Here is a 26,609-nt window from a genome sequence, read left to right as displayed (position 1 = left end):
CAACTCCATGAAAAAAAACGAACTGAAACTGGTGACATGGTCATCCATCTACTTTTTTTGTCTGCTCTGCTCCTATTTTATTCTAAGACCCTTGCGGGATGAAATGGGTATTGTAAATGGGGCCATAAACATGCAATGGTTGTTTACAGGCACTTTTGTCGCTATGCTGCTAGTCGTACCTGTTTTTGCTCTCTTGATTGCCAAAAACTCCATTAGAAGCGTACTTCTATTTTCCTATTCCTTTTTTGTGGCAAATATTCTGTTGTTCTATGCACTCTTTGAAATTTTTGGGTCAACACGAATTGTGGCCATTTCATTTTTTATTTGGCTCAGTGTATTTAATCTGTTTGTGGTCTCGCTTTTCTGGAGTTTTATGGCAGATATATTTTCTAGTAAATCTTCCAAACGGTTTTTTGGAATCATAGCTTCCGGCGGAAGTTTAGGGGCCCTAACTGGGCCAGTAATTGCAAAGTATTTAAGTGCTCAATTTTCTATTAGCATATTGTTGCTCTTTGCAGCTGTATTTTTATTGATGGCACTCTTCTGTATACTAAGTATTTTGGCCCTATCACCTAAAAAAAATCATTTCAACAGGGCAGCTCAACATTCTTCTATTGTTATTATTGATTTGTTTGAAGGCGTTAAAATGATTACCAAATCCTATTATCTGCTGGGAATTGTTGGTTTTGTGGTGCTCTACACTTCCATTTCCACCGTACTTTACTTTGAACAAGCACATATTGTAGAAAAAACCTTAACTGGTACTTCAGCACGTATTGGTTATTTTTCAAATATCGATTTTACTGTTAATGCCATTGCAATTGTTGGTCAGTTTTTCTTTACCAGTAAAATTGTAAAAATGGTTGGGTTATCCATAGTAATGGCATCTATTCCATTTATCATGGGACTCGGTCTTATCTTTCTGGGGCTTAACCCATCACTAAGTATCATATCTGTACTGATGATTATTCATCGATCTGGGAATTTCGTCCTCTTACGTCCTGGAAAAGAAATTTTATTTACCGTAACCTCTTTTGATGAAAAGTATAAGGCTAAAAACTTCATCGACACCGCTATATACCGAGGAGGGGATGCTCTGGTTGGCTGGATGTTCGCAGGACTTGTTGCCATTGGATGGGGGTTGGGTGCAATTGCCTTTTTGGCAATTCCCATTGCATTTTTATGGAGTTACATTGGGTTTACATTGGGAAAACACCAAAAACAAAAAGAGAATGTTTTAATTTTAAATGACAAGACATATGAAAACAATGTATAACCGTAGGGAAACCTTAAAATTATCACTTTTAGCGGGAATTGGACTTTCGCTATATTCTTTTATGCCTTCTGATAGAAAAATATTTAAACGAATTATCCCTTCTACAGGTGAGGAATTGCCTGTAGTTGGCTTGGGTACTTGGCAAACTTTTGACGTTGGCAATAATGAAGAACAACGCAAGGTTTTAAGTCAAGTTCTTTATGAAATGTACCGTATGGGTGGAACTGTGATTGACTCCTCCCCTATGTATGGAAGTTCGGAAAAAGTGGTTGGAGATCTTACCAGCAAACAAGATTTTGGAAACAAGCTGTTTTATGCCACTAAAGTTTGGATATCTGGGGAACAAGCCGGCATTCGTCAAATGGATGCATCTTTCCAGAAAATGCAAAGAAATAAAATGGACTTGATACAGATCCATAATCTAGTGGACTGGCAAACGCATGTGAAAACACTTAAGGCATGGAAAGAGCAGCAAAAGATTCGGTATTGGGGCATTACACATTATGTTGATTCTTCGCATAGCACGTTGGAAAAAATCATTAAGGCAGAAAGACCCGATTTTGTTCAGTTTAATTATTCCATCCGATCCAGACATGCTGAAAACTCCTTATTTGAAACTGCTGAAAAGTATGGAACCGCAACCATCATAAATCAACCTTATGAAAGTGGATCATTATTCAGGTTGACCAGGGGGAAAGTTTTGCCAGAATGGGCAAAAGAGCAGGATATAAACAGCTGGGGGCAATATTTTTTAAAATTTATCCTATCCAATAAAAATGTAGGCTGCGTCATCCCAGGAACGTCAAAGCCCCATCATATGATTGATAATATGAGTGCCGGACTTGGCAAAATACCAGATAGTAATACTAGAAATAAAATGCTGTCTTATCTGAAATCTTTATAATTTCAATTTACATCGGCGCCAACGGAAATTTTACAGCACCATATCTTCCTAACCAAATTCCACCAATAAGCGACAGGTGTATTCCGGTTTCAAACCATAACGGTCCATGCCATTGTCCGCATAGCACCGCAAAAGACATTTTTGCTACAATGAAAAGCGAGATTACGCTGTGAGGCAAATAATTGTCCTTTACCACAATTAATGTAGCAATAAAGCCTGCCAAGACAGCGGATGTAAAAAAAGCCATACTCCCAAGAATCAGTTCTTGGTTTGTGGATGTGCAGAAGCTTAAATTATCAAATAGTATATCTTGTGAAATGGTGGTATACAGTACTAGCGATAGCCCTCCAATAACTGTTGCCAGTATCGTGAGCAAAACTCGAATACGGAAATTCATGCTTAAAAAGTTGTTTTTTGATTGTTGTTCGTTTTTTGATGTGACCAAAAATTTAGGAATATCATCCCAATACGAACCCCCTTTTAACATGGATTTACGTTAAACTTTGCTAAATATGCACAGAGGGGGTATTCTTTACTTCACTTATAGAAAAGGAACTTTGAGTGCTTCCAATATTGCTTATCGCCGTAAGTTTGGTTACCATAAAAGCCCTATAACTTTCCATGTTCTCCATATTAATTTTTAAGATATAATCGTAATCCCCACTTACATGAAAACATTCAGAAACCTCTTCCAATTTTAAAATTTCCCGTTCAAACCGCAATACATTTTCCTTTGTATGTTGCACCAATTTAATATGACACAAAACGGTAAAATTTCGATGTACTTTCTCCTTATCAACCAAGGCCACATAATTGGTAATAACCCCGTTACGCTCTAGACGTCGAATGCGCTCATAAACAGCGGTTTTGGATAGTTGCAAAATATCCGCATAATACTTGGTAGTCTTTTTACAATCCTCTTGTAGCAATTTTATGAGCTGCTTGTCGGTTTCATCCAGTTTCATCCTGATGTTTTTTCTACTGATATCGAGATATCAAATCAAATTTAGTTTAATATTCTAATAATTAGAAAAATATAGGAAATAAATCTATAAACATTAATAATGATTGACTTTAACACTATAACGAAATACATTTACATAAAAGTATTCCAATGAATTATAAAGCATCAGACAATATCCAAGACTTACAATATTTTGGAGAATTTGGAGGGGTAAATCCTTCCATTTCCGATTCTTCAACATATACCTTTTTATCTGCAAAAACCATGTTCGATACGTTTGAGGGCAATACCGAGGGCTGTTATCTCTATAGCAGGCATTCTTCCCCTTCAAATTTATATTTGGGTGAAGCCATGGCACAGCTTGAAGGAACCGAATCGGCCAATGTCTATGCTAGTGGAATGGGTGCAATTAGTGCTGTGATACTTCAACTTTGCAATGCAAACGATCATATTGTCTGTAGTAGAACCATCTACGGAGGCACCTATGCATTTCTCAAAAACTTTTTAAAGAAGTTTAATATCTCTACCACATTTGTTGACATTACGGATATAGATTCAGTAGCTGCATCCATTACTTCAAATACTAAAATGATTTATTGCGAATCTGTGAGCAATCCTTTGCTTGAAGTAGCAGATATTCAATCGCTCTCCAAACTTGCAAAAAAACATAGTATCCCTTTGGTTGTGGACAACACTTTTGCCCCACTAAGCATTAATGCAGCCAAATTGGGAGCGGATATTGTTGTACATAGCTTAACCAAATTCATCAATGGAAGTAGTGACTGCGTTGCAGGTGCGGTATGTGCTTCAAAAGATTTCTGTTTAAGCCTGAAAGATGTTAACAACGGAGCAGGTATGCTCTTAGGAAGCACCATGGATAGCTTAAGGGCAGCTTCGGTCCTTAAAAACATGCGAACCCTTCATATCCGAATCAAAAAGCATGGTGAAAATGCGCAATATTTGGCGGAACAGTTTCAAAAAGATGGTCTTAAAGTGGTGTATCCAGGTTTGGAACATCATTCTGGTCATAAAATCATGACAGCACAAATGAATAAAGAGTATGGTTATGGCGGATTAATGACTTTGGATGTTGGCAGTTTGGACAAAGCAAATGCGCTAATGGAACTGATGCAAGAAGAAAAATTGGGCTACCTAGCCGTTAGTCTTGGTTTTTATAAAACCTTATTTAGTGCACCAGGTACCTCCACTTCCTCAGAAATTCCTTTGGAAGAGCAGGAAGCGTTGGGGCTTTCTCAAGGACTCATACGTTTTTCAATAGGCTTGGATAATGATATCCACAGAACCTATTTAGCAATGCGTTCTTGTATGGAAAGATTGAATATTCTCGAGAATAGCACAGTCTTGGTTTAAATTGCTTTAGAAACTCTGTTTGGAGAACAAGGTTCAAAATCGTAATATTACCTTTTACCAAACTCCAACTAATGTCAGAAAAAAAGAAGAAAGCCAAATACCGCGAAGACGAACAAATCATTGAAAATAGAGAACTGAATATTTGGGAGGCGTTAATCCCCGTTTTTGCATTGGTGGCTATGCTGGCATACAATGTATACGTTTTTGGCGATGACGCCTTAAGTGGCTCTAACCAATTTATTCTATTATTAGGAGGTGCTGTAGCAGCCATAGTTGGCTTTTTTAATAAAGTTTCTTACAAGCAGATGTTAGCCGAAGTGGCTGAAAATGTGAAGTCCACTACTGGTGCACTGCTGATATTATTAATGGTAGGGGCACTTTCAGGAACATGGCTGGTCAGTGGTATTATTCCCGCCATGATTTATTACGGCTTGCAAATACTAAACCCTACTATTTTTCTAGCCGCCTGTGTTATTATTTGTGCCATCATTTCTATTGCTACTGGAAGTAGCTGGACAACTGCTGCAACTGTGGGTATTGCCTTAATAGGCATAGGAGAAGCTTTGGGCATCTCTTTGGGGATGACTGCAGGTGCAGTATTATCTGGAGCTTACTTTGGAGATAAAATGTCGCCTTTAAGTGATACAACAAATCTCGCTCCGGCTATGGCTGGGGGTGATTTATTTTCCCATATACGGTATATGGCCTGGACTACGATCCCAACAATTTCCGTGACCCTTGTGGTCTTTATTATTTTAGGTTTTACGCTAGACTCCTCCGGGGTTGCCGATACAGATGCCATTTTGCAAAATATCAGTGCTACCTTCAATATCAATGGATGGCTTTTTATAGTGCCAGTTGTTGTCATCTTTCTAATTGTTAAAAAAGCTCCTCCCCTATTGGCCCTGCTAATCGGAACTTTACTCGGGGGTGTGTTTGCTTTAATTTTTCAACCAGAAATTGTAACTACGATTGGCGGAGGCACAAGCCTAAATTTTGAATCCGGTTATAAAGGAATTTTAAATGCCATAACAGTGGACACCAATATTGCCACAAACGACCCAGCATTAAATGATTTATTTTCCTCAGGAGGCATGTCCGGTATGCTAGGAACCATTTGGTTAATTGTTTGTGCAATGGTTTTTGGGGGCGTTATGGACGGTATTGGCGCACTACAGCGCATCACAAAATCACTGCTAAGCATGGCAAAGACCACTTTTGGGCTTTTTGCAAGCACCGTAGGAAGTTGCTTGGCTTTAAACGTGACCGCATCGGACCAATATCTAGCGATTGTAGTGCCTGGTAAAATGTTCTCTAAGGCATATAAAGAACGAGGCTTGGCTCCGGAAAACCTCAGTAGGACCCTTGAAGATTCAGGAACGGTAACGTCGGTTTTGGTTCCTTGGAACACTTGTGGCGCTTATCATAGTGGTGTTCTCGGTGTTGGCGTTGGGGAATATTTCCTATATGCTATTTTTAATTGGTTGAGTCCTTTTACCACATTATTGTTTGCTGCCTTGCAAATAAAAATTAAACAATTGGCCACTCCACAATCAGCATCATAGCAGTCTTATAAATTCTGGTTAAATATTTTACAAGAACAATCTTTGCAAACAGTAATATTTTTACCTTCACACCAAAATAAATTTTAACAAAATGGCATCAATAAAACTAGGTGGAAATCCAGCAAATACCGTTGGGGAATTACCATCAATCAATACGACTGCACCAAATTTTAAACTTACAAAATCTGACCTCTCAGAGGTTTCTCTTTCAGATTACAGCGGACAAAAAGTGGTGTTAAACATCTTTCCAAGCGTTGATACAGGTACTTGCGCAAAATCGGTGCGGCAATTTAACGAAGAAGCTGCTAAATTGGAAAACACAAAAATTTTGTGCATCTCCAAAGATCTACCTTTTGCACAAACACGTTTTTGTGGAGCAGAAGGAATTGAAAATGTAGAAATGCTTTCCGATTATAAAACAGGAAGCTTCGGACAAGAATATGGTGTTGCTTTTGCAGACAGCGCGTTTGAATCACTCCTTTCTAGATCTATTGTTGTATTGAATCAGGATGGACAAATTATTCACACAGAACAAGTTCAAGAAACAGCGGACGAGCCCAATTATAAAGCTGCACTCCAAGCGTTGATGAATGCCTAAAGAATCATTCATACAAAATAGGATCAAGAGTGTTGGTTTTGCTTTAAAAGGGATGTTTCTACTTTTGAAAACCGAATCCAGCATTAAGATTCAATTTGTGATTGCGCTAGTAATGACCGGTGCTGGTTTTTACTTTGAAATTTCGCATGTGGAATGGGTGATGCAATTAATGGCTATTGGTATGGTTATGGGCATAGAAGGTCTAAACACTGCTGTTGAAAAAATATCAGATTATATTCAACCCAATAACGACCCAAAAATTGGTTTTATAAAAGATATCTCTGCTGGTGCCGTTATGATAGTATCCATTATCGCAAGCATTATTGGTTTCATCATTTATCTGCCAAAATTTGTTTGAGTAACATCTGTTAACACCTTTAGCAACGTAAATTTGTAAATTAGCCCCATTATTAAATAATTGAATGGCAAAGAAGAGGACAAAATCTAAACCTACATCCGCCAAAAAGAGTTTTTCGCTAAGACTATCCAAACAAAATAAAATCATTTTGGGTAGTTTATTAATTGTACTCAGTATTGCCCTATTCTTCTCGTTTATGTCGTATTATTTTACTTGGCAAGAAGATCAAAGCATGCTCTCCCAGTTTAAGGACAGAAATGCACAAGCCAGTAATCTACTGAACAAGTTTGGCGCTGGTGTAAGTCATTTTTTTATGTACAAAGGCTTTGGCCTTGCTTCCTTTGCTTTCCCTTTGTTGCTAGCTGTTACAGGACTATATCTTTTTCTTGGGTTGGATAAAAAAGGGCTTATTGGAAAATGGATTTGGGGTTTAACAGGTATTATTTGGGTCTCCGTAGCTTTGGGTTTTTTCGCTGTGGAGCAACCACTTTTAGGAGGTTTGATTGGTTATGAAATGAACGATTTCCTTCAAGACTATACAGGAAAAATTGGAGTTTTTCTTTTATTGATTTTTGTTTTGATAGTCATTTTGGTTCAGCTCTTCAATTTTACCCCAGAGGGAATCGCCAGCTTCTTTCGTTCACAAAAACAAAACATCAAATCCGATTTTAAGAAGACCAACCCTAAAGTTTCTGTTGCTGGCGAAAATAGCATAGAATTAAGTACAGATGCGGATGTACCTGTTGTGGTTGATACGTATACACACAAAAAAGATATTCCACCCCTTCAGACAGAAGCTGGGTTGGATGTAAACCTTCCACAGGAGGAAGAAATGGATATTGATTTAAAGGTTGAGAAAGTTACTGAGGAAAAAGAAGAAAAAGATATCAAAGCAGAAAAGCTGGTTCAGGATTTTGGAGAATTTGACCCAAAATTAGAACTGGGTAATTATAAATTCCCTCCTCTTGATCTTCTAGACCCCCACGGTGCTTCTGGTGGTATCACCATAAATCAGGAAGAGCTTGAAGAAAATAAGAACAAGATTGTAAGCACCTTAAAAAACTATAAAATTGGAATTGCCCAGATCAAGGCAACCATTGGTCCTACGGTGACACTCTACGAAATTGTTCCCGAAGCGGGTATCCGAATATCCAAGATCAAAAATCTTGAAGACGATATTGCACTTTCCTTAGCGGCATTAGGCATCCGAATCATTGCACCAATTCCAGGTAAAGGAACCATCGGTATAGAAGTGCCTAATAAAAATGCCACAATAGTATCCATGCGGTCGGTGATTGCATCCAATAAATTTCAAAAGGCAGAGATGGAACTTCCTATCGCTTTTGGAAAAACCATCAGCAATGAAACCTTTGTGGTAGATTTGGCAAAAATGCCACACATGCTTATGGCTGGGGCAACAGGTCAAGGAAAATCTGTCGGGTTAAATGCAGTCATTACCTCTTTATTATATAAAAAACACCCGGCAGAGGTTAAGTTTATTTTGGTGGATCCCAAAAAAGTGGAACTTACCCTTTACAATAAAATCGAACGTCATTTCTTGGCCAAACTTCCAGATTCTGAAGATGCCATTATTACGGATAACACTAAAGTAATTCACACCTTGAATTCCTTGTGCATTGAAATGGACAATAGGTACGAATTACTGAAATTGGCAATGGTTCGTAACATCAAAGAATATAATGTAAAATTCAAGGCAAGAAAATTGAACCCAAATGATGGGCATAAGTTCCTCCCCTATATTATTTTGGTTATTGACGAGTTTGCAGATTTAATTATGACTGCTGGCAAAGAGGTAGAAACTCCTATTGCCAGATTGGCACAATTGGCACGGGCCATTGGAATTCATTTGATTATTGCTACACAGCGACCTTCTGTCAACGTCATTACCGGAATTATTAAGGCAAATTTCCCAGCACGTATTGCCTTTAGAGTGACTTCAAAAATAGATTCAAGGACCATTCTTGATGCACAGGGTGCAGACCAACTTATTGGGCGTGGTGATATGCTTTATACACAAGGAAATGATGTTACCCGTTTGCAGTGTGCCTTTGTAGACACCCCAGAGGTGGCCAAAATAACAGAGTATATTGGTTCTCAACGCGCATACCCAGATGCCCACTTGCTTCCTGAATATGTAGGAGAAGATTCTGGCACGGGGATTGATTATGATATCGCGGATAGAGATGCTATGTTCCGAGATGCTGCAGAAGTCATTGTTACAGCACAACAAGGTTCCGCTTCGCTTATTCAACGAAAACTAAAATTGGGATACAACAGAGCTGGAAGAATTATTGATCAACTGGAGGCCGCTGGAATTGTAGGGCCTTTTGAAGGAAGTAAAGCGCGCCAGGTTTTGGTTCCAGACATGTATGCCTTAGAGCAACTTTTACAAAATGAAACAAAATAACATCATGTTTAAAAAACAGTTACTTTTTATCGGTGCACTTGCTATAGGGGCCTTCTCCTATGGACAAAACTCATCCAAAGCAAAAACCTTGTTGGATGAGGTATACACCAAAGCAATGAGCTACGACAATATCTATATCGATTTTAAGTCTACTTTGGAGAATACCGAAGCCAACATAAAACAAGAAACCAATGGAAATGTGACCATCAGTGGTGATAAATATATGTTGGACTATTTAGGCGCACAACAACTTAATGATGGTAAAAAAGTATACACCATTGTTCCCGAAAACGAAGAGATTACCATTGAGCAGGTTTCCGAGGATGATAATAATGTTACCCCATCAAAAATGCTCACATTTTATAGATCTGGACATAATTATCAATGGGATATCCTACAAAATGTAGGTGGAAGAAAAATTCAGTACGTAAAACTGACCCCAATAGATTCTAATACTGAGATAAAATCCATTCTTTTAGGTATTGACACGCAGACGAAACACATTTATAAACTCATTCAAACAGGTAAGAATAGTACCAAAACGTCTATAACCGTCAATTCATTTAAGACAAATCAATCGCTATCCAGTACCCTATTTACTTTTAATGAGAAAAAGTATGAGGACAAGGGCTACTATATCATAAGAAATTAAGCATTGAAAATCCTCGACAACTATATATTATCCCGATTTCTTTACAATTTCTTTAGTGCCTTTTTTATCCTGATTGTAATCTTCATTTTTCAGGGAATTTGGCTCTTTATAGATGATTTGGCAGGAAAAGGGCTAGGGATAGTTATTATAGGTAAGTTTATTTTTTATTTCATCCCAACACTGGTAGACAAGGTATTGCCGCTGACGGTGTTGCTGGCATCCATCCTTACTTTCGGGACATTTGCTGAAAACTATGAGTTTGCGGCCATGAAAGCTTCTGGAATTTCTTTGCAAAGAGGAATGCGGAGCTTGATCCTATTTGTCATTCTATTGGGCGGGGTTACTTTTTTCTTTGCAAATACGGTAATTCCAAAGTCGGAGCAAAAAATGTTCAACCTAAGACGTAATATTGCCAAAGTAAAGCCTGCTGCTGCCATTACCGAAGGTATTTTCAGCGACTTTGAAGGAACGGGTTCCGGAATGAACATAAAAGTGGATAGAAAATATGGGGAACAAGATCGCTTTTTAGATAATGTAATCATCCATAAAAAAACCAATCAAAGCGTAAACAATACGGTAATCAAGGCCAAATCTGGGGAATTGATCAGTAGTGAGGATTCAGATATCATCCAACTGGTCCTGAAAGATGGCAACTACTATGAGGAGCTAAAACCAAAAGGTAGCAAGGATAAAAGAAAACATCCGTTCGCCAAATCAAAATTTGAAACCTACACTATCAATATTGACATTTCAGAATTGAACAATCAAGACTTAGAAGAGGACCGTAATATTACCACGGATAAAATGAAAAATGTTAGCCGCTTGATTAAGGATATTGATTCCCTTGGAAAAAATAATTTGGAGAAAGTGGAGGCCTTTTCCAAGAACATTACCACCCGTATGGGTGCTTTTTCAAAAGCTGCAAAAAATGATAGCACGGAAATAGCACAAGCTGAAAAACCAATACCAGTTAAAACTTTAGAAAAGGAGGAAATTAAAAAAGATAGTATTCAAAGCATTGAAGCATTTTTAACAGATCTTCCAGAATGGAAACGAGTACAGCTCATTGGTAGTGCCAAATCCACCGTAACTGGTATTTTGTCTACCGTGGTTTCAAAAAAAGAAGAACTCCAAAAAAGATTTAAATTTTATAATAGCCATATATTATCTCTACATAAAAAGTATGCATTGGCATTTTCCTGTATTATTCTATTTTTTGTAGGAGCGCCCTTAGGTGCCATTATTAGAAAAGGGGGGTTAGGACTGCCCATGGTAGTTGCTATTATCTTATTTTTGACCTATTATTTTCTTGGAGTATTTTCTAGCAATTATGCCAAGGAAGGAAATATCAATAACATTTTAGGAGCCTGGCTCCCAACATTGATCATGTTACCACTTGGAATCTCTTTAACTAGAAGAGCTACTGCCGATAAAGGGTTAATAGGATTTGGACATATCATTGATGGGATAAAGAATCTCTTTAAAAAGAAAGAAAAAGTTTCGGAAGAATAATGGTTACCAAGGAAAAAAAGATACAACTCAATGCCATTGAGGATGCCATTGAAGACATTAGACAAGGTAAGGTCATAATAGTCGTAGATGATGAGAATAGGGAGAATGAAGGAGACTTTTTGGCCGCTGCTGAGTTGATTACTCCAGAAACCATAAACTTTATGGCCAAACATGGCCGTGGGCTTATTTGTGTCCCCCTTACCGAAGGTAGGTGTGAAGAATTGGGCCTTCATAAAATGGTTACGCACAACTCGGACCCTTTGGAAACTGCCTTTACTGTTTCAGTGGATTTACGGGGAAATGGCGTGACTACAGGTATTTCGGCATCGGATAGAGCTAAAACGGTTATCGCTCTTACGGAGCAAATCACTAAACCACACGATTTGGCAAGGCCAGGGCACATTTTCCCATTAATTGCAAAAGAAGGCGGAGTGCTTAGGCGAACCGGCCATACAGAAGCCGCTATTGATTTTGCTAGACTTGCAGATCTTAAGCCAGCTGGGGTGATTGTTGAAATTATGAACGAAGATGGTAGCATGGCCCGCTTGCCTGAACTTGTTGAAGTAGCCAAAAAATTTGATTTAAAAATTGTTTCCATTGAGGATTTAATTGCCTATCGGATGGAACATGATAGTCTTATAGAACGTAAGGAAGCATTTGATATAAAAACAAGGTTTGGGGATTTCCGTTTGCGCGCTTATCAACAAACTACCAATGATCAAGTACATATTGCTTTGGTTCGAGGAACTTGGAAAAGTGGCGAGCCTATTTTGACCCGTATAAACTCTACCTTGGTCAATAATGACATCCTGGGCACTTTGACGAATAACCCCGATAAAACATTGCGCAAAATGTTTGATGCGTTGAACGGGGAGGAAAAAAGTGCGATGATTTTTATTAATCAAGGAAACCAAAATATGAATTTGTTAGGGCGCTTGGCAGAACTAAAAAAAATACAGTCCCCTGATGGCGTTACAAAAGCGCCTAAAATTGATATGGATACCAAAGATTTTGGGATTGGGGCTCAGATTCTTCACGATTTGGATATTTCCAAAATAAGATTATTGACCAATTCTGGGAAAACACGCCGTGTTGGTATGGTTGGCTACGGTCTGGAGATTGTGGAGTACGTAAATTATTAAACTATTTCCTGAATTACTTTTACCATTTTTTCGGCCCGTTGATGAACTTCATCTTCCGTCCAGCTTAGCTTAATTAAGCATGAAATAGTGCGACCTATCCAATGGTCCGATGCAGAGAAATCCGATTTTGAATAGTCAGGTAAGCCATCTATAACTTCTTTGGGTAGACTGCCCAACGATTTCAAATTGGTTAAATGCTCCCATTTTCGGTAATAATGCCAGTTGTTATCATACCAATAAAAACAAGCATCAATTCCAGATGCACCTAAACTCTGGTGCACTTTCCTTGTAGTTTCTTCATTCGGAAGGAAGAAGTTTAAAAACGAATAATTTTCCACTCCACCTTCGGGAACACGTCTAAACGTAACTTCTGGAATATTGGACAACGCCTCTCTTAAAATGGTATAGTTCCGTTGCTGAATCGCTAAAAAATCATCCAACCTTAAAACTTGAGCCAGCCCTACAGCCGCATGCAACTCGGAGATTCTAAAGTTATATCCTAAAAATGGATGTTGCTCCGCTCCCCTATCGCTACCAAAATGGTCGTGTCCGTGATCAGAATATTTATGGGCATTTTCATAATACGATTCCTTATTAGTAATTAAAGCCCCTCCTTCTCCACAAGTAATCGTCTTTACATAATCAAACGAAAAACAACCTAAGTCACCTATGCTTCCCAATGGTTTTCCTTGGTAACTGCCCCCAATAGCTTGGCATGCATCTTCCAACAATAACAAATTATGTCTTTTGCAAATAGATTGTAACGCTTCTAAATCTGCCATAGAACCACACATGTGCACAGGCATTACAACTTTGGTACGTTCTGTAACCGCTTCTTCTACCATTTTGGGACTAAGTGTCAATGTATCATCTACATCCACAAGAATTGGGACAGCTCCAATAGCTAAAATAGATTCAAAGCTTGCTACAAATGTAAATGTGGGCATTATCACCTCATCCCCTGCTCCAACTCCTGCACTTGCCAATGCTACAGTAAGGGCAGCAGTTCCACTACTGACCAAATGAACATGTTTCGTTTGCATTCTTTCAACTAAGGCAGCTTCCAATTCTTTTGCCTTCCAATGCCCTTGTCGGTTTCCATCAAATCCATAGCGCATTAAAACCCCAGAATCCAGTACGTCTTGTACTTGTTTCCTTTCATTGTCTCCAAAAAGTTCAAACCCAGGCATATGTTTAATTTAAGTTTTTAATCGTTACGTAAAGAACCATAATTTAATGGCCATAATGACCACCATCACCACCAAAAATGTCTTTATAAATCCATCTCCTTTTTTAACCGAGAATCTACTGGCTACCCAAGCACCTGTTCCATTTCCAATGGCCAAAATAAATCCAAGTTTCCAATTTACTTTATCATTAAATGCAAAAACTGCTAAAGCCGATAACATATAAATAAAAACCACCACTACTTTTGTAGCATTTACTCTAACCAAATTCATTCTATTGACAAAGTGCATGAATAGAATCATTAAAAAACCCAAACCTGCATTGATAAAACCGCCATAAATACCAAAAAAGAAAAAGACCACAATGCTTAGCCATAAATACTTCCCTGTAAGGCGTTCTTGCATTTCAATGAGTTTCATTTTGGGCTTAAAAATGATAATCAGTACAACGGCCATCATTACAATGGCAAGAATTCGGTTAAATGTTTCACCCTTAATGTCAACAGCAATTCTTGCTCCAATGATAGCGCCTAAAAAGGCTGAAATACCCAAATAAATATTAAACGGATAAGTAGAAACCCCTTTACTTTTAAAACCGGCAGTAGCCATTGCTGTTTGAATTACAATGGCCACTCTATTGGTTCCATTGGCTACACTAGGAGGCAATCCCAAGAAAATTAATGTGGGTAAAGAAAGTAAAGAACCCCCACCTGCAACGGTATTTATAAAACCAACCGCGAAGCCCACAACAATTAAAAGTGCATAATGGTACCACTGATCCATGGGCGCAAAAGTAGTAGGTAAAATTGGATTGTTTAGGTCGAAAAAAATAAAGTAATAAGGTTTTTATTCTAATAAAAAAGGTTAGTATATTTGCACCCGCATTAGGAGAAATGGCAGAGTGGTCGAATGCGGCAGTCTTGAAAACTGTTGAGGGTCACACCTCCGGGGGTTCGAATCCCTCTTTCTCCGCAGAGTCCCCAATAATCATTGATTATTGGGGACTTGTTTTTTAGAGCTATGATCATCAAAGTATCTTTTTTTAATCAAACAAAAATCAATTACCCCTGTTTAAGCAAACGATAATCTTTTTTAAATGTTAAAGGCGTTGTATTTGTTTTTTGCTTAAACACTCTAGAAAAATAAGCGTAATCCTCGTATCCCAATTCCTCCGCTATATGGGATAACGGGTTTTCAGAATGTACAATCAATCGTTTGGCTTCTAGAATGAGCCGTTCCGTAATTAATTCCGTAGTAGTTTTGTTTAGTGTCGTTTTAGTAATTCTATTCAAATGCTTCGTTGTAAAACCTAGTTTATTTGCATAGAATTTAGCTGACTTTTCCACCTTGTAAGACGCTGCAATCAATTTTTCCAGTGCAGCCAAAGTCTGTAAATAAGTAGGAGATAAAGCCCTATTCGATACTTCTTCTGTAACATAAAGTCTTGACAACTCTATATAAACAAGATTTACCAAACTGGCTATTTTCTGAATATGATACATAGGAGCTCGTTGATATTCCTCATAAATTTCCCTAAAATATGCTTCTAAAACAGAGCGTTTTGAGGGTGTCACAGTCAGGTATGGCGGATTACTAAACGTATAATAGAATGGGAACTGCTGTGGCTTTCTATTCAAAAAAAAGAGTTCATAAAATTCTTGGGAGTGGAAAAAGATATACCCTTCTGGATCATCGTCGAATTTCCAATAATGCGTCTGTCCGGGCATTAAAAAGAATACGCTCCCTGGTTCTATTTTGTATAAATTAAAATCTATTTCATGTCTACCAGAGCCTTTTAAAAATAGTACACAAAGAAAAAAATCGTGTTTATGAGGTTTGTGGAAGATTTCTGCGTTTTTCTGCAAATGCTTCTTTAAATCATTACTGTAAAAGTTATCCAGAGATTCCTCTTTATCAAACTGGGCAATATTTAAGATGGGTATCGTATTCATATAAATATGTCTTAAAAGTACAAAAAATAGCAATTAACGTATGAGAACTATCAATAGATTGATTCTTATTTTTGTACAGTATTCAATTATAAATCAGACTTGTAAGTTATAATTACGTATAATCGGTAAAAATCAGTATAGTCTTAAAGTCACAAGTAATAGGGAGGCATGAAATTTTTAAAAGGAACCAAGCTTAACAGTATTATAGAAGGCAGCTGCCCAGTATGCCAAAGTGAACTCATGTATTCTGAGAGAAACCCATATAAAATACGGAAAACATTAAAGATGAACGAACGCTGCAGCGTTTGCAATACAAAATATAAGATGGAGCCCTCTTTCTTCTTTGGCGCCATGTACGTAAGTTACCCCGTTGGTCTTTTTTTTGGAGGATTGGCGTTTGTCCTTTTCTTCCTAGTTCTAGACTTAAACTTGATAACAACCTATTGGTTAATTGTGTTGACCATGGTTCTCCTGCTGCCCATAATTCTTAGGCTTTCTAGAAATATTTGGATTAACTTTTTTAAAAGTTATAAGGAAATATCTCATTGAAATGATTTCGCATCTACAATGAAAGTTAGCTATGGAATTTGTAGTAATAACACAGGCCAATAATTACTGGAAATAGACTAAAAAGTACAACCCAACTGGTGTATATTCTGCCACACGTTTTCCTATAAATTTTCAGCGTTCATCGCAGAGGTTGATAAAAATGAATTTTGCCGCTTTTTAGGTGAGGTCATGGCATATGGCCCAGTAAACCTCTGGAAGGATGCATATGAACCCGAAGGAGTAATAAAGTGCCGAGAAATAACTGTTGATTTAGCACAACAAACAACATTACATTTAAACAGTTTAAAGGCTACCATAATTGTCAAGAATAATCTGATCCGTTTCTTCTTTGGATTTAAAAACTTCAAACGTTCTGCCTTGTGTTCTTAAAGCACCTAGGGCATTGGCATATTTGGCTGCTCTTAAGTAGTTCGTAGGATCTTTTAGTAAACCATAACCCAATCCACCTGCAAAAGAATCTCCACACCCCGTGGTGTCGATAACATGCTCCACTTTAACAGATTTAACCTTTTCACTCCGTATGGTATCCCCCTCTTTAAAAAAGACCGCTCCCCCACTAGCATCCAGCGTTACAATTAAGGATTTGATTCCTCTGTCTAGCGAATGTTTTGCAAAATCTGACAAATGTGATTGATCCTGTTCATCAAAATGAGTTAAATCTTCTAACTGATATTCTTTTTCAAACCAACAACATTTAGATTCTTCCAAATTCATTTTAAGCACATCAATATAAGGTAACCACTGATCGCGATCTATCCAGAAGCGTATTTTTCGATCTCCAGATATGGTAATGGTATTCGTAGGACCATGCGCATCAAAAATAATTAAGCCATTACTATTTGCTTTGATGTATTTTAAGGTCTCCAAAGGCACTTCATAGTCGGTTATGGGAACGCAAACGAAAACCTCACAATGCATTAAGCCTTCTAAATCCTCTGGTACAATTGGGTTCATAAATCCCGTTTGCTTTTCAAGTCTATTATTTTGGTCTATAAATTTTAAACTGATTACATCTCCTTGATCAGCATCTGAAGTAATATGTGTGGTATCCAAGTTGTCATAGAAAGAAAGTAACTCCTTAACAGGCCCTTCATCTTTTTTTCGGACATGGGACACCAAATGGACCTTGCCATCCGAGCCCAATAATTTGGCCAACCCAATGGCAGTGTGTGTAGCGCAACCATATTTTTCTATCTCTTCCCCATGGTGTGTGGTAATATGATCTCTTGGGATAGGTCCAAGTACAGCTACATTTAATTTTGACATGCTGGATTTTTTAGTAACAACAAAAGTTATGACATTCTTATTGAAACTTAAAATCCTTTTAACCCAATTTAAAAAAAAGAATCCATGACCCTGTTTTTAGCTCTTGCTATATACGTGAATTGTTTTCGGAAAATTACACCAACTCAGAGTGCCTTTTTATAAACCCAAACATCTGTGCTATCAATTGTTGTCTCGTTAAGAACAAAAGGCAGTTTAACTTCAGGCTATGAAAGTTCTTCTTAAAACCTCCTTTGATAATTTTTTTTCAAAAATCATGAAAAATTTCCTTTTGATAGTAGTGTTCGTAAGCGGCATGTTTACACAAGCACAAAGAGTGAGCACTGAAAAAATAGAATTCAATTATGTACAATACCCCACCATTGAATTAAATTTAGCCTGGACTTACACTCCAAAAGTTGTACAGAAAAATTTGCCTTCAATTTTAGAGCAAGAAAAAGCCTTTGTAGAGAAATTGGAAAGAATTCATGATGAATATCTAGCCGAGATAGAGCGCTACGAAAATTATTCAGCAGCGGAAAAGCTGATTGCTGGTAAACCAAGAAACCCTATACTTCCTGAACGCATATATACTGGTGAAGTCCTGGATGAAGAGGTAATGGCTAACGAGTACATACGAATTGAAGGATTTCAAAAAGCCATGGATAATTCTGATTTCACTGCCGAAATATTGCTTAACGGATTCGAGTATGAAGGAAAGTTTGAAAAGAACAAGGAAAATGCTGTTTTCTTTTATGAAATAATGTACAAAAACCCTGTATCGGTCAACGTTTATGACAAAGATGGAAATGTATACTTGAATGAGGTAGTTGACAATGCAACACATAATAAGGAGACCCCTAAAAGAGACTCCAATGCTGAATTAAAGGAGTATTGGAAAAATAACGAACTGGTCTTTTTACAAGAATTACAAAAAAATTCTTATACATCTGCTTTGTCAAATGCTGCCAACTTTTTAAATGATACTTTTGGTTATCAGGAAAAATCGGAGCAAGCAAGATTCAATTCAGCAAAAGGCAAAAAAACCAGCTATCCAAAGCTAGACCAGGCAATAGAAATTATCCGTCGTGCACTAATCAATTTCGGTGATGGGAAAAACCAAGCTAATTTGGACAAAATCAAAGAAGCAATAAAAATTTGGGAGGACGCCTTACTTGAAAAGAATTTAAAAGACAAAAAAGCTCGAATAAACACAAAGGTTGCTGTAGGAATTCATTGGAACTGTATTTTGGCCTATTCCATACTCAACAATTTTGATAAGGCCGAAGACCATCTTGTAGAGTTGAAATTGTATGGGCGAGGCGCATCAAGCACCAATGCTGAAAAGTTCATGAAAAATTTCGAAGCCCGAAAAAGACAATAAGGAGAAGGCATTTCTAACTAGCTTCTCAACCTCTTTACATCTTAGGGAAAAATCTTAAGGGTAATTTCGTCCCCTATTCCAAACCTTGGAATCCATACAATAGGAATCATAGAGCAACTAGCTAATATAAACAGCTTAATGAGTGCTATATGATCTATCCACGAAAATGGAAGATTACGCATCAAAAATCATATTTTTGGAACTTATTGAAAATCAATTACCAAAGTAACATCCATTTTTTCCACTATGAAGGAAACCAGGATTAACAAATACTTGAGTGAAGTTGGCTACTGCTCTAGAAGAGCTGCGGACAAACTGATAGATCAAGGTAGGGTTACCATCAATGGAAAAATCCCGGAGATGGGAACAAAAGTTACTCCAAAGGATGAGGTTCGAGTGGATGGCGAATTAATCTCCGAGCCAAAGGACAAACCTATCTATTTGGCTTTTAACAAGCCCGTCGGTATTGTATGCACAACAGACACAAGGGTGGAAAAGGACAATATTATCGATTTCATAAACTATCCCAAACGCATTTTTCCTATTGGACGACTGGACAAGCCAAGTGAGGGGCTCATTTTTATGACCAATGACGGAGACATCGTCAATAAAATACTACGCGCTAGAAACAATCATGAGAAAGAATATATTGTAACTGTTAATAAACCCATTACCAATGATTTTCTCAGAAAAATGAGAAACGGGGTACCTATTCTGGATACAATAACCAGAAAATGTGAAGTAGAACAATTAAGCTCCCATCAGTTCAAAATAATTCTAACCCAAGGCTTAAATAGGCAGATTCGTAGAATGTGTGAACATTTGGATTACAGAGTGAAAAAATTAAAGCGTGTTCGCATTATGAATGTGTTATTGGATGTCCCAGTGGGCAAATGGAGAAATCTTACCGCACAGGAATTAAGAGAAATTAATCGATTAGTATTGAATTCATCCAAAACCTACGATTAGGTATTTTCAGAGACCTGAAAAACACGAGTCTTTAATAATCAGCTAAAATGCACAAAAACACGTTAATCTGCATATTGCTTGTTTTCAAGTGTTAAAAGAATAAAATATATTCGATGAAATGCGGTTTTTATTCGTTAAAATTTAAAACCTATGAAAAATTGATAAGTAATTCTCAAAAAACTTTGCTCAACTTTGTCATGTATTAACCCCCAAATCTATACATCATGACACGTTCTTTAAACAGCTTAACTTTAATTATTGGCTTATTTTGTGTAACACTGACTACAGCTCAAAATCCAATAAAATTTGAAAACAGTAAAGAAACCATCGAAAATACCAATCAAAATGGGCATTTATCCACACTTGAAGGTTACATTCCCTCAATGTCGGTAACACAAGATGGTAAAACGGCATATTTTAGCAAATCCAATGAGCAAAAGCCATTGTATGGATTGTTTTCAAAAAAGGAACTTATACACGAGGTTTATCGTGCCGAAAACATCAATGGCAAGTGGAGCAATATTACCAAATTAAAGGTATGCCCAAAATATGCTTCTGCTAAGCACCCTACAGTTTCAGAAGATGGTACACGCCTTTTCTTTGCTTCGAATATGAGAGGGAGCTATGGAAAATATGACATCTATGTTGCTGATATCAATGCGGATGGAAGTTTAGGTGTATCCAAAAATCTTGGCCCCAAGGTCAACACCAAAGAAGATGAATTATATCCAAATATATACAACAGCACACTTTTGTTCTTTGCTTCCGAAGGACGGGATGGATTCGGAGGTCTAGACCTCTACGCCACTCAAGTTACCTATAACAAGCTCACCCCTTCTGTAAACTTGGGAAGTCATATTAACAGTAGTAGAGATGATTATGCCATACAACTTGACGTTGAAAAAGGAGAGAGTTATGTGGTGTCCAACAGAGGTCAAAACCATACTATTGAGCAAGTAACAATCGCTTATAGAAGACAATCTATGGATGGTACAATGGTAGCTTATAGCGATGAGAATCTTAAAACAGCATTGAACACTGGAACTTCTAGCAAGTACACAAGCACCTCCTTTGAAGATTAAAATGTGAAAAATTGGTCCACTACCTGAGACTTATCTGATTTTGTCAAATACTGAATATTATAGAACTATGATAGATTAAACAGGGGGAACTGCACTTTATCATAGAAACGGGTTGTGTTATTTCACCCGGACCGATTTTATCAAGAATAGGATGCTCCAAAAGGGCATCCTATTTCGTTGCATATACTACAAACGTTTAGTTTTAAGCGCTTTATAGCACATGCCTCATCGTCTGTCGTGTTTGTTTTTACAAAAAACAGCAAAGTGCATTTGAACGAAAAAAACTACAAAACGCTCTTCTGAAAGAAAAAAAAACCTAATTTAATTCTTGAAATAACACAAATCCCAAATCTTATACTAATGAAAAAAGCTACAATTCACAGTGCAGGATCAAGTCCCCCTAATCAAACAAGGGTTCTTTTCTAGCACTCCAAAACCTTTTCTAAACTTCTATTGATTTAATCCTTTATAGGATTGTTATCAGCATGTCTGGTTAGGACCATGGTGAAGCTTATCATTGTATTATAAATTAATACTTTGATGATCATAAGCTTTCCTTTTGAACACCCCTATCTCGATGTGGCCGACAGGATGCATTTTGCCCTAATAATAGGGTAAAATGAAGATGCAAATGACAAAATCAGATAACTCAAATCTAGTACCTATGAAAACTGACCCATTAAAAATCGTGATTATTGATAATGATGAAAACTTACACCCCCTTTATCGATTCTATTTTAGCGACCAGCTATTGTACGAATTAACAGAAATACATACATCGGTAAATAAATTCATGTCTCTTTCAGGAAAAATTGAATCAGATATTATTGTGTCCGAAGTTAATTTAACTGGAATCTCTGGAATTGACGGAATTCAGTACTTTAATAAACAAAACACCCCTCCTAAAATCTTAATGACAAGTGAGAAATGTGATTTCAACATTATAAGGGAGGCTTTTAAAAAGGGAGCAGATGGTTTTTTGACCAAGCCCCTGACCAAAAATCGATTCTTCAATGCACTGGAGGAACTGCATCAGCATGGAGTAGCTCTGGAGCACGATGTTGCAAGGAAAATCATCCACTCTTTCCAAACAAAAACCTTTGAAAGGTTTTCAAAAAAGGAAAATCAAATCATTGAACTCCTCACTCAGGGATATACGTATAAGATGATTGCCGATAGACTCTGTGTTACCCCAAGCGCGGTGAATTTTCACATTCAGAACATTTATGTGAAACTTAATGTGAACTCAAAAGCCGAGGCGTTAAAGAAGCTTCAAGAGATGGAAATACATCAATTAAATGCGGCATAATAATGCCATATTAAATAAAAAAGCCCGCAAATTGCGGGCTTTTTTATTTATGTATTTGAAAATTTACTTCACTTCTTCAAAATCAACATCTTCAACGTTGTCACCTTCAGCAGCTCCATTCTCAGCTCCATTTGCACCTGCATCAGCAGTAGGTTCTCCTCCTGCTGCACCTTGTGCCTCAGCCTGAGCCTTGTACATTTCTTCCGATGCCACTTTCCAAGCCTCATTGATTTTCTCCAAAGCTGGTTCAATCACTACCAAATCTTTGGTTTCATAAGCTTTCTTCAATTCTTCCAAAGCTTCTTCAATCGGTTTTTTCTTGTCATCTGACAATTTATCACCGAACTCCTTCAATTGCTTTTCTGTTTGAAAGATCATGCCATCTGCTTCATTTAACTTATCCGCAGTCTCCTTAGCTTTCTTATCTGATTCCGCATTAGCTTCCGCTTCTGCCTTCATTTTTTGGATTTCCTCCTCTGTCAATCCAGAAGAAGCCTCAATTCGGATATCCTGGGTTTTGTTCGTAGCCTTATCGGTAGCAGATACTTTAATGATACCGTTGGCATCAATATCAAAAGTAACCTCAATCTGAGGTGTACCTCTTGGCGCAGGTGGAATACCATCTAAATGGAATCTACCAATGGTTTTGTTATCTGCCGCCATTGGACGCTCTCCTTGCAATACATGAATCTCAACCGAAGGTTGATTATCAGCTGCAGTAGAGAATACTTGCGATTTCTTTGTTGGGATTGTAGTGTTCGCCTCAATCAATTTGGTGAAAACACTACCCATGGTTTCAATTCCTAAAGAAAGTGGGGTAACATCCAACAGCAATACATCCTTTACATCTCCTGTCAATACACCACCTTGAATAGCAGCACCGACGGCTACTACCTCATCTGGATTTACTCCTTTTGAAGGTTTCTTTCCAAAGAATTTCTCTACAGCTTCTTGTACTGCAGGAATACGGGTTGAACCACCTACTAAGATAATCTCGTCGATATCACTTTTTGAAAGCCCGGCACTTTTTAATGCTGTCTCACAAGGTTCTATTGTTCTTTTTACCAAATCATCTATCAACTGCTCAAATTTGGCTCTTGACAATGTTCTTACCAAGTGCTTAGGACCAGATGCTGTTGCAGTAACATATGGTAAATTAATTTCAGTTTGTGCAGAAGACGACAATTCAATCTTTGCTTTTTCAGCAGCTTCACGCAAACGTTGCAAAGCCATTGCATCTTCTCTAAGATCTAGCTGTTCATCCTTTTTGAACTCCTCAGCCAACCAATCAATAATTTTCTGATCTACATCATCTCCACCTAAGTGTGTATCCCCATCTGTTGCCAATACTTCAAAAACACCATCTCCCAATTCAAGAATGGAAACGTCATGCGTACCACCTCCAAAATCGAAAACAACGATTTTTTGGTCCGTATCTTTCTTATCCATCCCATACGCTAAAGATGCAGCCGTAGGTTCATTAATAATACGTTCTACCGTTAAACCGGCTATTTCACCAGCTTCTTTTGTAGCCTGTCTTTGTGAATCGTTAAAATATGCTGGAACAGTGATTACTGCTCTTGTTACATCTTGTCCTAGGTAATCCTCAGCAGTTTTCTTCATTTTCTGAAGAATCATAGCTGAAAGTTCTTGAGGTGTGTATAAACGACCATCAATATCTACTCTTGGAGTGTTGTTATCTCCTTTTACTACCTTATAAGGAACACGATCTGCTTCTTTTTTAGATTCTGAGAATTTATTCCCCATGAATCGCTTAATAGAATAAATCGTTTTATTCGGATTGGTGACCGCTTGCCTTTTTGCAGGATCTCCCACTTTTATCTCTCCGCCTTCCACAAATGCAATTACAGAAGGTGTTGTTCTTTTACCTTCGGCATTTGGAATTACCACGGGCTCGTTACCTTCCATCACAGAGACGCAGGAGTTGGTCGTACCTAAGTCTATACCTATAATTTTGCTCATTGTATCTAAAGTTATATCTGTTGAAAATTCAATTTTGTCTCGCTCTAGAAATGTCAATGATTATGCCATGTCAAAGAATATGACAAGCTGTCACCCATGTAGGGGGAACAAATCACACTAAATATGAGAACCAAGTCAAGGTTCACTTATTCCTTGATCCTTTAAATATCATTATCGATAATTTCAATTTTATACTTTGGAGCGTCTTATATTTGAAACACCAAATATGATCAATGGAATGTATTAGTGTTTTTGATATGCTCAAAATTGGTGTCGGACCTTCCAGTTCCCATACCCTTGGTCCATGGCGGGCAGCAGAACGATGGATTAAAGAGCTACAAGAGCAAAATCTTTTTGAAGAAGTTATTGGCATAAAAGTTTATTTGTATGGCTCATTATCCCTTACAGGAAAAGGGCATGCCACAGATATTGCAGTAGTGATGGGGTTGTTGGGCAAAAACCCCGAAACCGTTCCTACCGAAAGTATAGATCCTGCCATTGAGCATCTTAAGGCTACCTCGAAACTCAATTTTGCTGGAACGCGACAAATTTCATTCAATTTTACGGAAAACATCATCTTCAAAAAAGAATTTCTTCCCTTTCATTCCAATGGAATCCGGTTTGAAGCACGTTTGGCAAATGGAACATCCAAAGCAGAAACTTATTATTCCATTGGTGGCGGATTTGTTGTAAAGGAAGAGTTGGTGCACTCCAAGGAAAACAAGGAAACATTTAAGACTTTCCCATATCCCATAAAAACAGGCGTTGAACTACTTGCTTATTGTGAAAAACAGCAAAAAACCATTTCTGATATTGTCCATGAAAATGAGTTATCGCTCAGAACATCAACAGAAATCGATACAGAAATGCAGCGCGTCTGGGAAACCATGTTGGAATGCATGTATTTGGGTTGTCATACCGAAGGTACCCTTCCAGGTGGACTAAATGTAAGACGACGTGCTTTTGAAATGCATCAAAAACTAAAAGGAGACCTCCCCTATTCCAATCCGGAGGAATGGCTCCAGACCATTCGAAAGACCGAAGTTAAATTCCGGTCCATTTTAAAATGGGTAAGTTGTTTTGCCTTGGCGGTCAATGAAGTAAATGCATCATTGGGTAGAGTGGTAACTGCCCCTACAAATGGCAGTGCAGGAGTTATCCCAGCGGTGTTAATGTATTATATGGTAATTGAGAACCATCAGGCAGGTTTTGACCATATCAAAAAATTCTTGTTGGTGGCAGGTGAAATAGGAAGTATCTTCAAAAAGGGAGCAACCATATCCGCCGCTATGGGTGGATGCCAAGCAGAGATAGGAGTTTCATCTGCTATGGCAGCTGGCGCCTTAACAGAGTTATTAGGTGGTTCTCCTGAACAAGTTCTTGTAGCAGCTGAAATTGCCATGGAACATCATTTAGGGCTTACCTGTGATCCTATTGGCGGCTTGGTACAGATACCATGCATCGAACGTAACTCAATGGGAGCCATTAAAGCAATTAATGCTGCAGAATTGGCCCTGGACACCAATCCAGAAGAAGCTAAAGTACCTTTGGATAAGGTAATCAACACTATGTGGGAAACCGCTAAAGACATGAATACGAAATACAAAGAAACTTCTGAGGGAGGACTTGCTGTAGGAGTGTTTTTAAGTGATTGTTGATTTATACAGTAAATTTTCAGAAATTACAGGAGTCTAACGGTTAAAAACCTCAACACTCTTGAAATACATTCCCTTACTGTTCATTCTTTTTTCTTTTTCCTTTAATACAAAGGAATCTGTTAGTACTAAATATAAATTGGTATTTTTTGAAGGTTCGGACTGGTGCGTAAATTGTATTAGATTTGATAGAAATGTGCTCTCAGACCCGTACTTCAAATATTTTTTGGAGAAACAGGATATCGAGATTGAACGAATAGATTTTCCGCAACGAAAAAAGCAGGACGAAGCTACAAAGACATATAATGCATCAATAGCTGAGAAGTTCAATTTTCAGGGCGTTTTTCCGACAATAATTTTGGTAGAGAACACCACCGGGGAAATCATTCCTCTTAATTATCACGATCAGGGCATTGATGATTTCATCGCGCAAATAAAATCGAATCTTATTAGGTAAAATGAATCGATTCAAAAGAAAATGCAGA

24 protein-coding genes and 1 tRNA gene are annotated in these 26,609 nt (G+C 37.7%); 18 read left to right on the top strand and 7 right to left on the bottom strand.

The window, feature by feature from the left end; genetic code table 11:
• Positions 1-7: 7 nt before the first annotated feature.
• Together FVB32_RS13175 and FVB32_RS13170 are read left to right on the top strand one after the other, a co-directional pair.
• Complete coding sequence (locus FVB32_RS13175; RefSeq protein ID WP_147744257.1) at positions 8-1,276, top strand: NTP/NDP exchange transporter; 1,269 nt, start codon at positions 8-10, stop codon at positions 1,274-1,276.
• The gene (locus FVB32_RS13170) at positions 1,260-2,180 is read left to right on the top strand and encodes an aldo/keto reductase (RefSeq protein WP_147744256.1); all 921 of its coding nucleotides are present in this window, start codon (positions 1,260-1,262) and stop codon (positions 2,178-2,180) included. Before FVB32_RS13175 ends, FVB32_RS13170 begins: the two co-directional genes overlap by 17 nt.
• 7 nt (positions 2,181-2,187) lie before the next feature.
• Here FVB32_RS13170 and FVB32_RS13165 read toward each other — a convergent pair whose 3' ends face one another.
• Complete coding sequence (locus FVB32_RS13165; RefSeq protein ID WP_222707962.1) at positions 2,188-2,667, bottom strand: hypothetical protein; 480 nt, start codon at positions 2,665-2,667, stop codon at positions 2,188-2,190.
• 19 nt (positions 2,668-2,686) lie between these two features.
• Positions 2,687-3,145 (bottom strand): Lrp/AsnC family transcriptional regulator, encoded by a 459-nt coding sequence (locus tag FVB32_RS13160; RefSeq protein ID WP_147744254.1) that lies wholly within the window; start codon positions 3,143-3,145, stop codon positions 2,687-2,689.
• 149 nt (positions 3,146-3,294) lie between these two features.
• Here FVB32_RS13160 and FVB32_RS13155 point away from each other — a divergent pair, with 149 nt between their 5' ends.
• The 8 genes from FVB32_RS13155 to ribB all read left to right on the top strand — a co-directional run bounded on the left by FVB32_RS13155 (position 3,295) and on the right by ribB (position 12,770).
• On the top strand, positions 3,295-4,515 hold the full coding sequence (locus FVB32_RS13155; RefSeq protein WP_147744253.1) for an aminotransferase class I/II-fold pyridoxal phosphate-dependent enzyme: 1,221 nt from the start codon (positions 3,295-3,297) through the stop codon (positions 4,513-4,515).
• 71 nt (positions 4,516-4,586) lie between these two features.
• Positions 4,587-6,080 carry a Na+/H+ antiporter NhaC gene (gene nhaC, locus FVB32_RS13150; RefSeq protein ID WP_147744252.1) on the top strand — a complete coding sequence of 498 codons (1,494 nt, stop codon included), beginning with the start codon at positions 4,587-4,589 and terminating at the stop codon, positions 6,078-6,080.
• Positions 6,081-6,171: 91 nt separating this feature from the next.
• On the top strand, positions 6,172-6,678 hold the full coding sequence (gene tpx, locus FVB32_RS13145) for a thiol peroxidase (protein WP_147744251.1): 507 nt from the start codon (positions 6,172-6,174) through the stop codon (positions 6,676-6,678).
• On the top strand, positions 6,671-7,036 hold the full coding sequence (locus FVB32_RS13140; RefSeq protein ID WP_147744250.1) for a diacylglycerol kinase family protein: 366 nt from the start codon (positions 6,671-6,673) through the stop codon (positions 7,034-7,036). Before tpx ends, FVB32_RS13140 begins: the two co-directional genes overlap by 8 nt.
• A gap of 64 nt (positions 7,037-7,100) precedes the next feature.
• Positions 7,101-9,464 carry a DNA translocase FtsK gene (locus FVB32_RS13135; RefSeq protein WP_147744249.1) on the top strand — a complete coding sequence of 788 codons (2,364 nt, stop codon included), beginning with the start codon at positions 7,101-7,103 and terminating at the stop codon, positions 9,462-9,464.
• Positions 9,465-9,468: 4 nt separating this feature from the next.
• Positions 9,469-10,116, top strand: a complete 648-nt coding sequence (locus FVB32_RS13130) for a LolA family protein (RefSeq protein WP_147745065.1) — start codon at positions 9,469-9,471, stop codon at positions 10,114-10,116.
• A gap of 3 nt (positions 10,117-10,119) precedes the next feature.
• Positions 10,120-11,628, top strand: a complete 1,509-nt coding sequence (locus FVB32_RS13125) for an LptF/LptG family permease (RefSeq protein ID WP_147744248.1) — start codon at positions 10,120-10,122, stop codon at positions 11,626-11,628.
• Positions 11,628-12,770 (top strand): 3,4-dihydroxy-2-butanone-4-phosphate synthase, encoded by a 1,143-nt coding sequence (gene ribB, locus FVB32_RS13120; RefSeq protein WP_147744247.1) that lies wholly within the window; start codon positions 11,628-11,630, stop codon positions 12,768-12,770. Before FVB32_RS13125 ends, ribB begins: the two co-directional genes overlap by 1 nt.
• Here ribB and FVB32_RS13115 read toward each other — a convergent pair.
• The gene (locus tag FVB32_RS13115; RefSeq protein ID WP_147744246.1) at positions 12,767-13,960 is read right to left on the bottom strand and encodes a DegT/DnrJ/EryC1/StrS family aminotransferase; all 1,194 of its coding nucleotides are present in this window, start codon (positions 13,958-13,960) and stop codon (positions 12,767-12,769) included. The genes ribB and FVB32_RS13115 overlap by 4 nt on opposite strands.
• 24 nt (positions 13,961-13,984) lie before the next feature.
• The gene (locus FVB32_RS13110) at positions 13,985-14,740 is read right to left on the bottom strand and encodes a sulfite exporter TauE/SafE family protein (protein WP_147744245.1); all 756 of its coding nucleotides are present in this window, start codon (positions 14,738-14,740) and stop codon (positions 13,985-13,987) included.
• 104 nt (positions 14,741-14,844) lie between these two features.
• Here FVB32_RS13110 and FVB32_RS13105 point away from each other — a divergent pair.
• Positions 14,845-14,929, top strand: a tRNA-Ser gene (locus FVB32_RS13105).
• A gap of 89 nt (positions 14,930-15,018) precedes the next feature.
• Here FVB32_RS13105 and FVB32_RS13100 read toward each other — a convergent pair.
• On the bottom strand, positions 15,019-15,909 hold the full coding sequence (locus FVB32_RS13100; protein ID WP_147744244.1) for a helix-turn-helix domain-containing protein: 891 nt from the start codon (positions 15,907-15,909) through the stop codon (positions 15,019-15,021).
• A 168-nt stretch (positions 15,910-16,077) separates the two neighbouring features.
• Here FVB32_RS13100 and FVB32_RS13095 point away from each other — a divergent pair, with 168 nt between their 5' ends.
• Positions 16,078-16,458, top strand: coding sequence for a DUF983 domain-containing protein (locus FVB32_RS13095; RefSeq protein WP_147744243.1), 381 nt, complete (start codon positions 16,078-16,080; stop codon positions 16,456-16,458).
• Between the two features lie 303 nt (positions 16,459-16,761).
• Here FVB32_RS13095 and FVB32_RS13090 read toward each other — a convergent pair whose 3' ends face one another.
• On the bottom strand, positions 16,762-17,745 hold the full coding sequence (locus tag FVB32_RS13090) for a carbohydrate kinase family protein (protein ID WP_147744242.1): 984 nt from the start codon (positions 17,743-17,745) through the stop codon (positions 16,762-16,764).
• Between the two features lie 274 nt (positions 17,746-18,019).
• Here FVB32_RS13090 and FVB32_RS13085 point away from each other — a divergent pair, with 274 nt between their 5' ends.
• The 4 genes from FVB32_RS13085 to FVB32_RS13070 all read left to right on the top strand — a co-directional run bounded on the left by FVB32_RS13085 (position 18,020) and on the right by FVB32_RS13070 (position 22,486).
• Complete coding sequence (locus FVB32_RS13085; protein WP_147744241.1) at positions 18,020-19,126, top strand: hypothetical protein; 1,107 nt, start codon at positions 18,020-18,022, stop codon at positions 19,124-19,126.
• Between the two features lie 246 nt (positions 19,127-19,372).
• Positions 19,373-20,095, top strand: a complete 723-nt coding sequence (gene rluF, locus FVB32_RS13080; RefSeq protein ID WP_147744240.1) for a 23S rRNA pseudouridine(2604) synthase RluF — start codon at positions 19,373-19,375, stop codon at positions 20,093-20,095.
• A 224-nt stretch (positions 20,096-20,319) separates the two neighbouring features.
• Positions 20,320-21,177, top strand: coding sequence for a TolB-like translocation protein (locus tag FVB32_RS13075; protein ID WP_147744239.1), 858 nt, complete (start codon positions 20,320-20,322; stop codon positions 21,175-21,177).
• A 664-nt stretch (positions 21,178-21,841) separates the two neighbouring features.
• Positions 21,842-22,486: a LuxR C-terminal-related transcriptional regulator gene (locus FVB32_RS13070; protein WP_147744238.1), complete on the top strand. Its 645-nt coding sequence runs from the start codon at positions 21,842-21,844 to the stop codon at positions 22,484-22,486.
• A 63-nt stretch (positions 22,487-22,549) separates the two neighbouring features.
• On the opposite strand, the gene dnaK is transcribed toward FVB32_RS13070, so the two are convergent.
• On the bottom strand, positions 22,550-24,469 hold the full coding sequence (dnaK, locus tag FVB32_RS13065) for a molecular chaperone DnaK (RefSeq protein WP_147744237.1): 1,920 nt from the start codon (positions 24,467-24,469) through the stop codon (positions 22,550-22,552).
• A 233-nt stretch (positions 24,470-24,702) separates the two neighbouring features.
• On the opposite strand from dnaK, the gene FVB32_RS13060 reads away from it, so the two are divergent.
• Together FVB32_RS13060 and FVB32_RS13055 are read left to right on the top strand one after the other, a co-directional pair.
• Positions 24,703-26,127, top strand: coding sequence for an L-serine ammonia-lyase (locus FVB32_RS13060; protein WP_147744236.1), 1,425 nt, complete (start codon positions 24,703-24,705; stop codon positions 26,125-26,127).
• A gap of 58 nt (positions 26,128-26,185) precedes the next feature.
• Complete coding sequence (locus tag FVB32_RS13055; RefSeq protein ID WP_147744235.1) at positions 26,186-26,581, top strand: thioredoxin fold domain-containing protein; 396 nt, start codon at positions 26,186-26,188, stop codon at positions 26,579-26,581.
• Positions 26,582-26,609 lie beyond the last annotated feature (28 nt).

This window comes from Flagellimonas hymeniacidonis (genome assembly GCF_008040165.1).
Lineage (GTDB): Bacteria > Bacteroidota > Bacteroidia > Flavobacteriales > Flavobacteriaceae > Flagellimonas > Flagellimonas hymeniacidonis.
The sequence above is the reverse complement of the archived record's forward strand: the minus strand, read 5'-3'. Positions and strand labels throughout refer to the sequence as shown.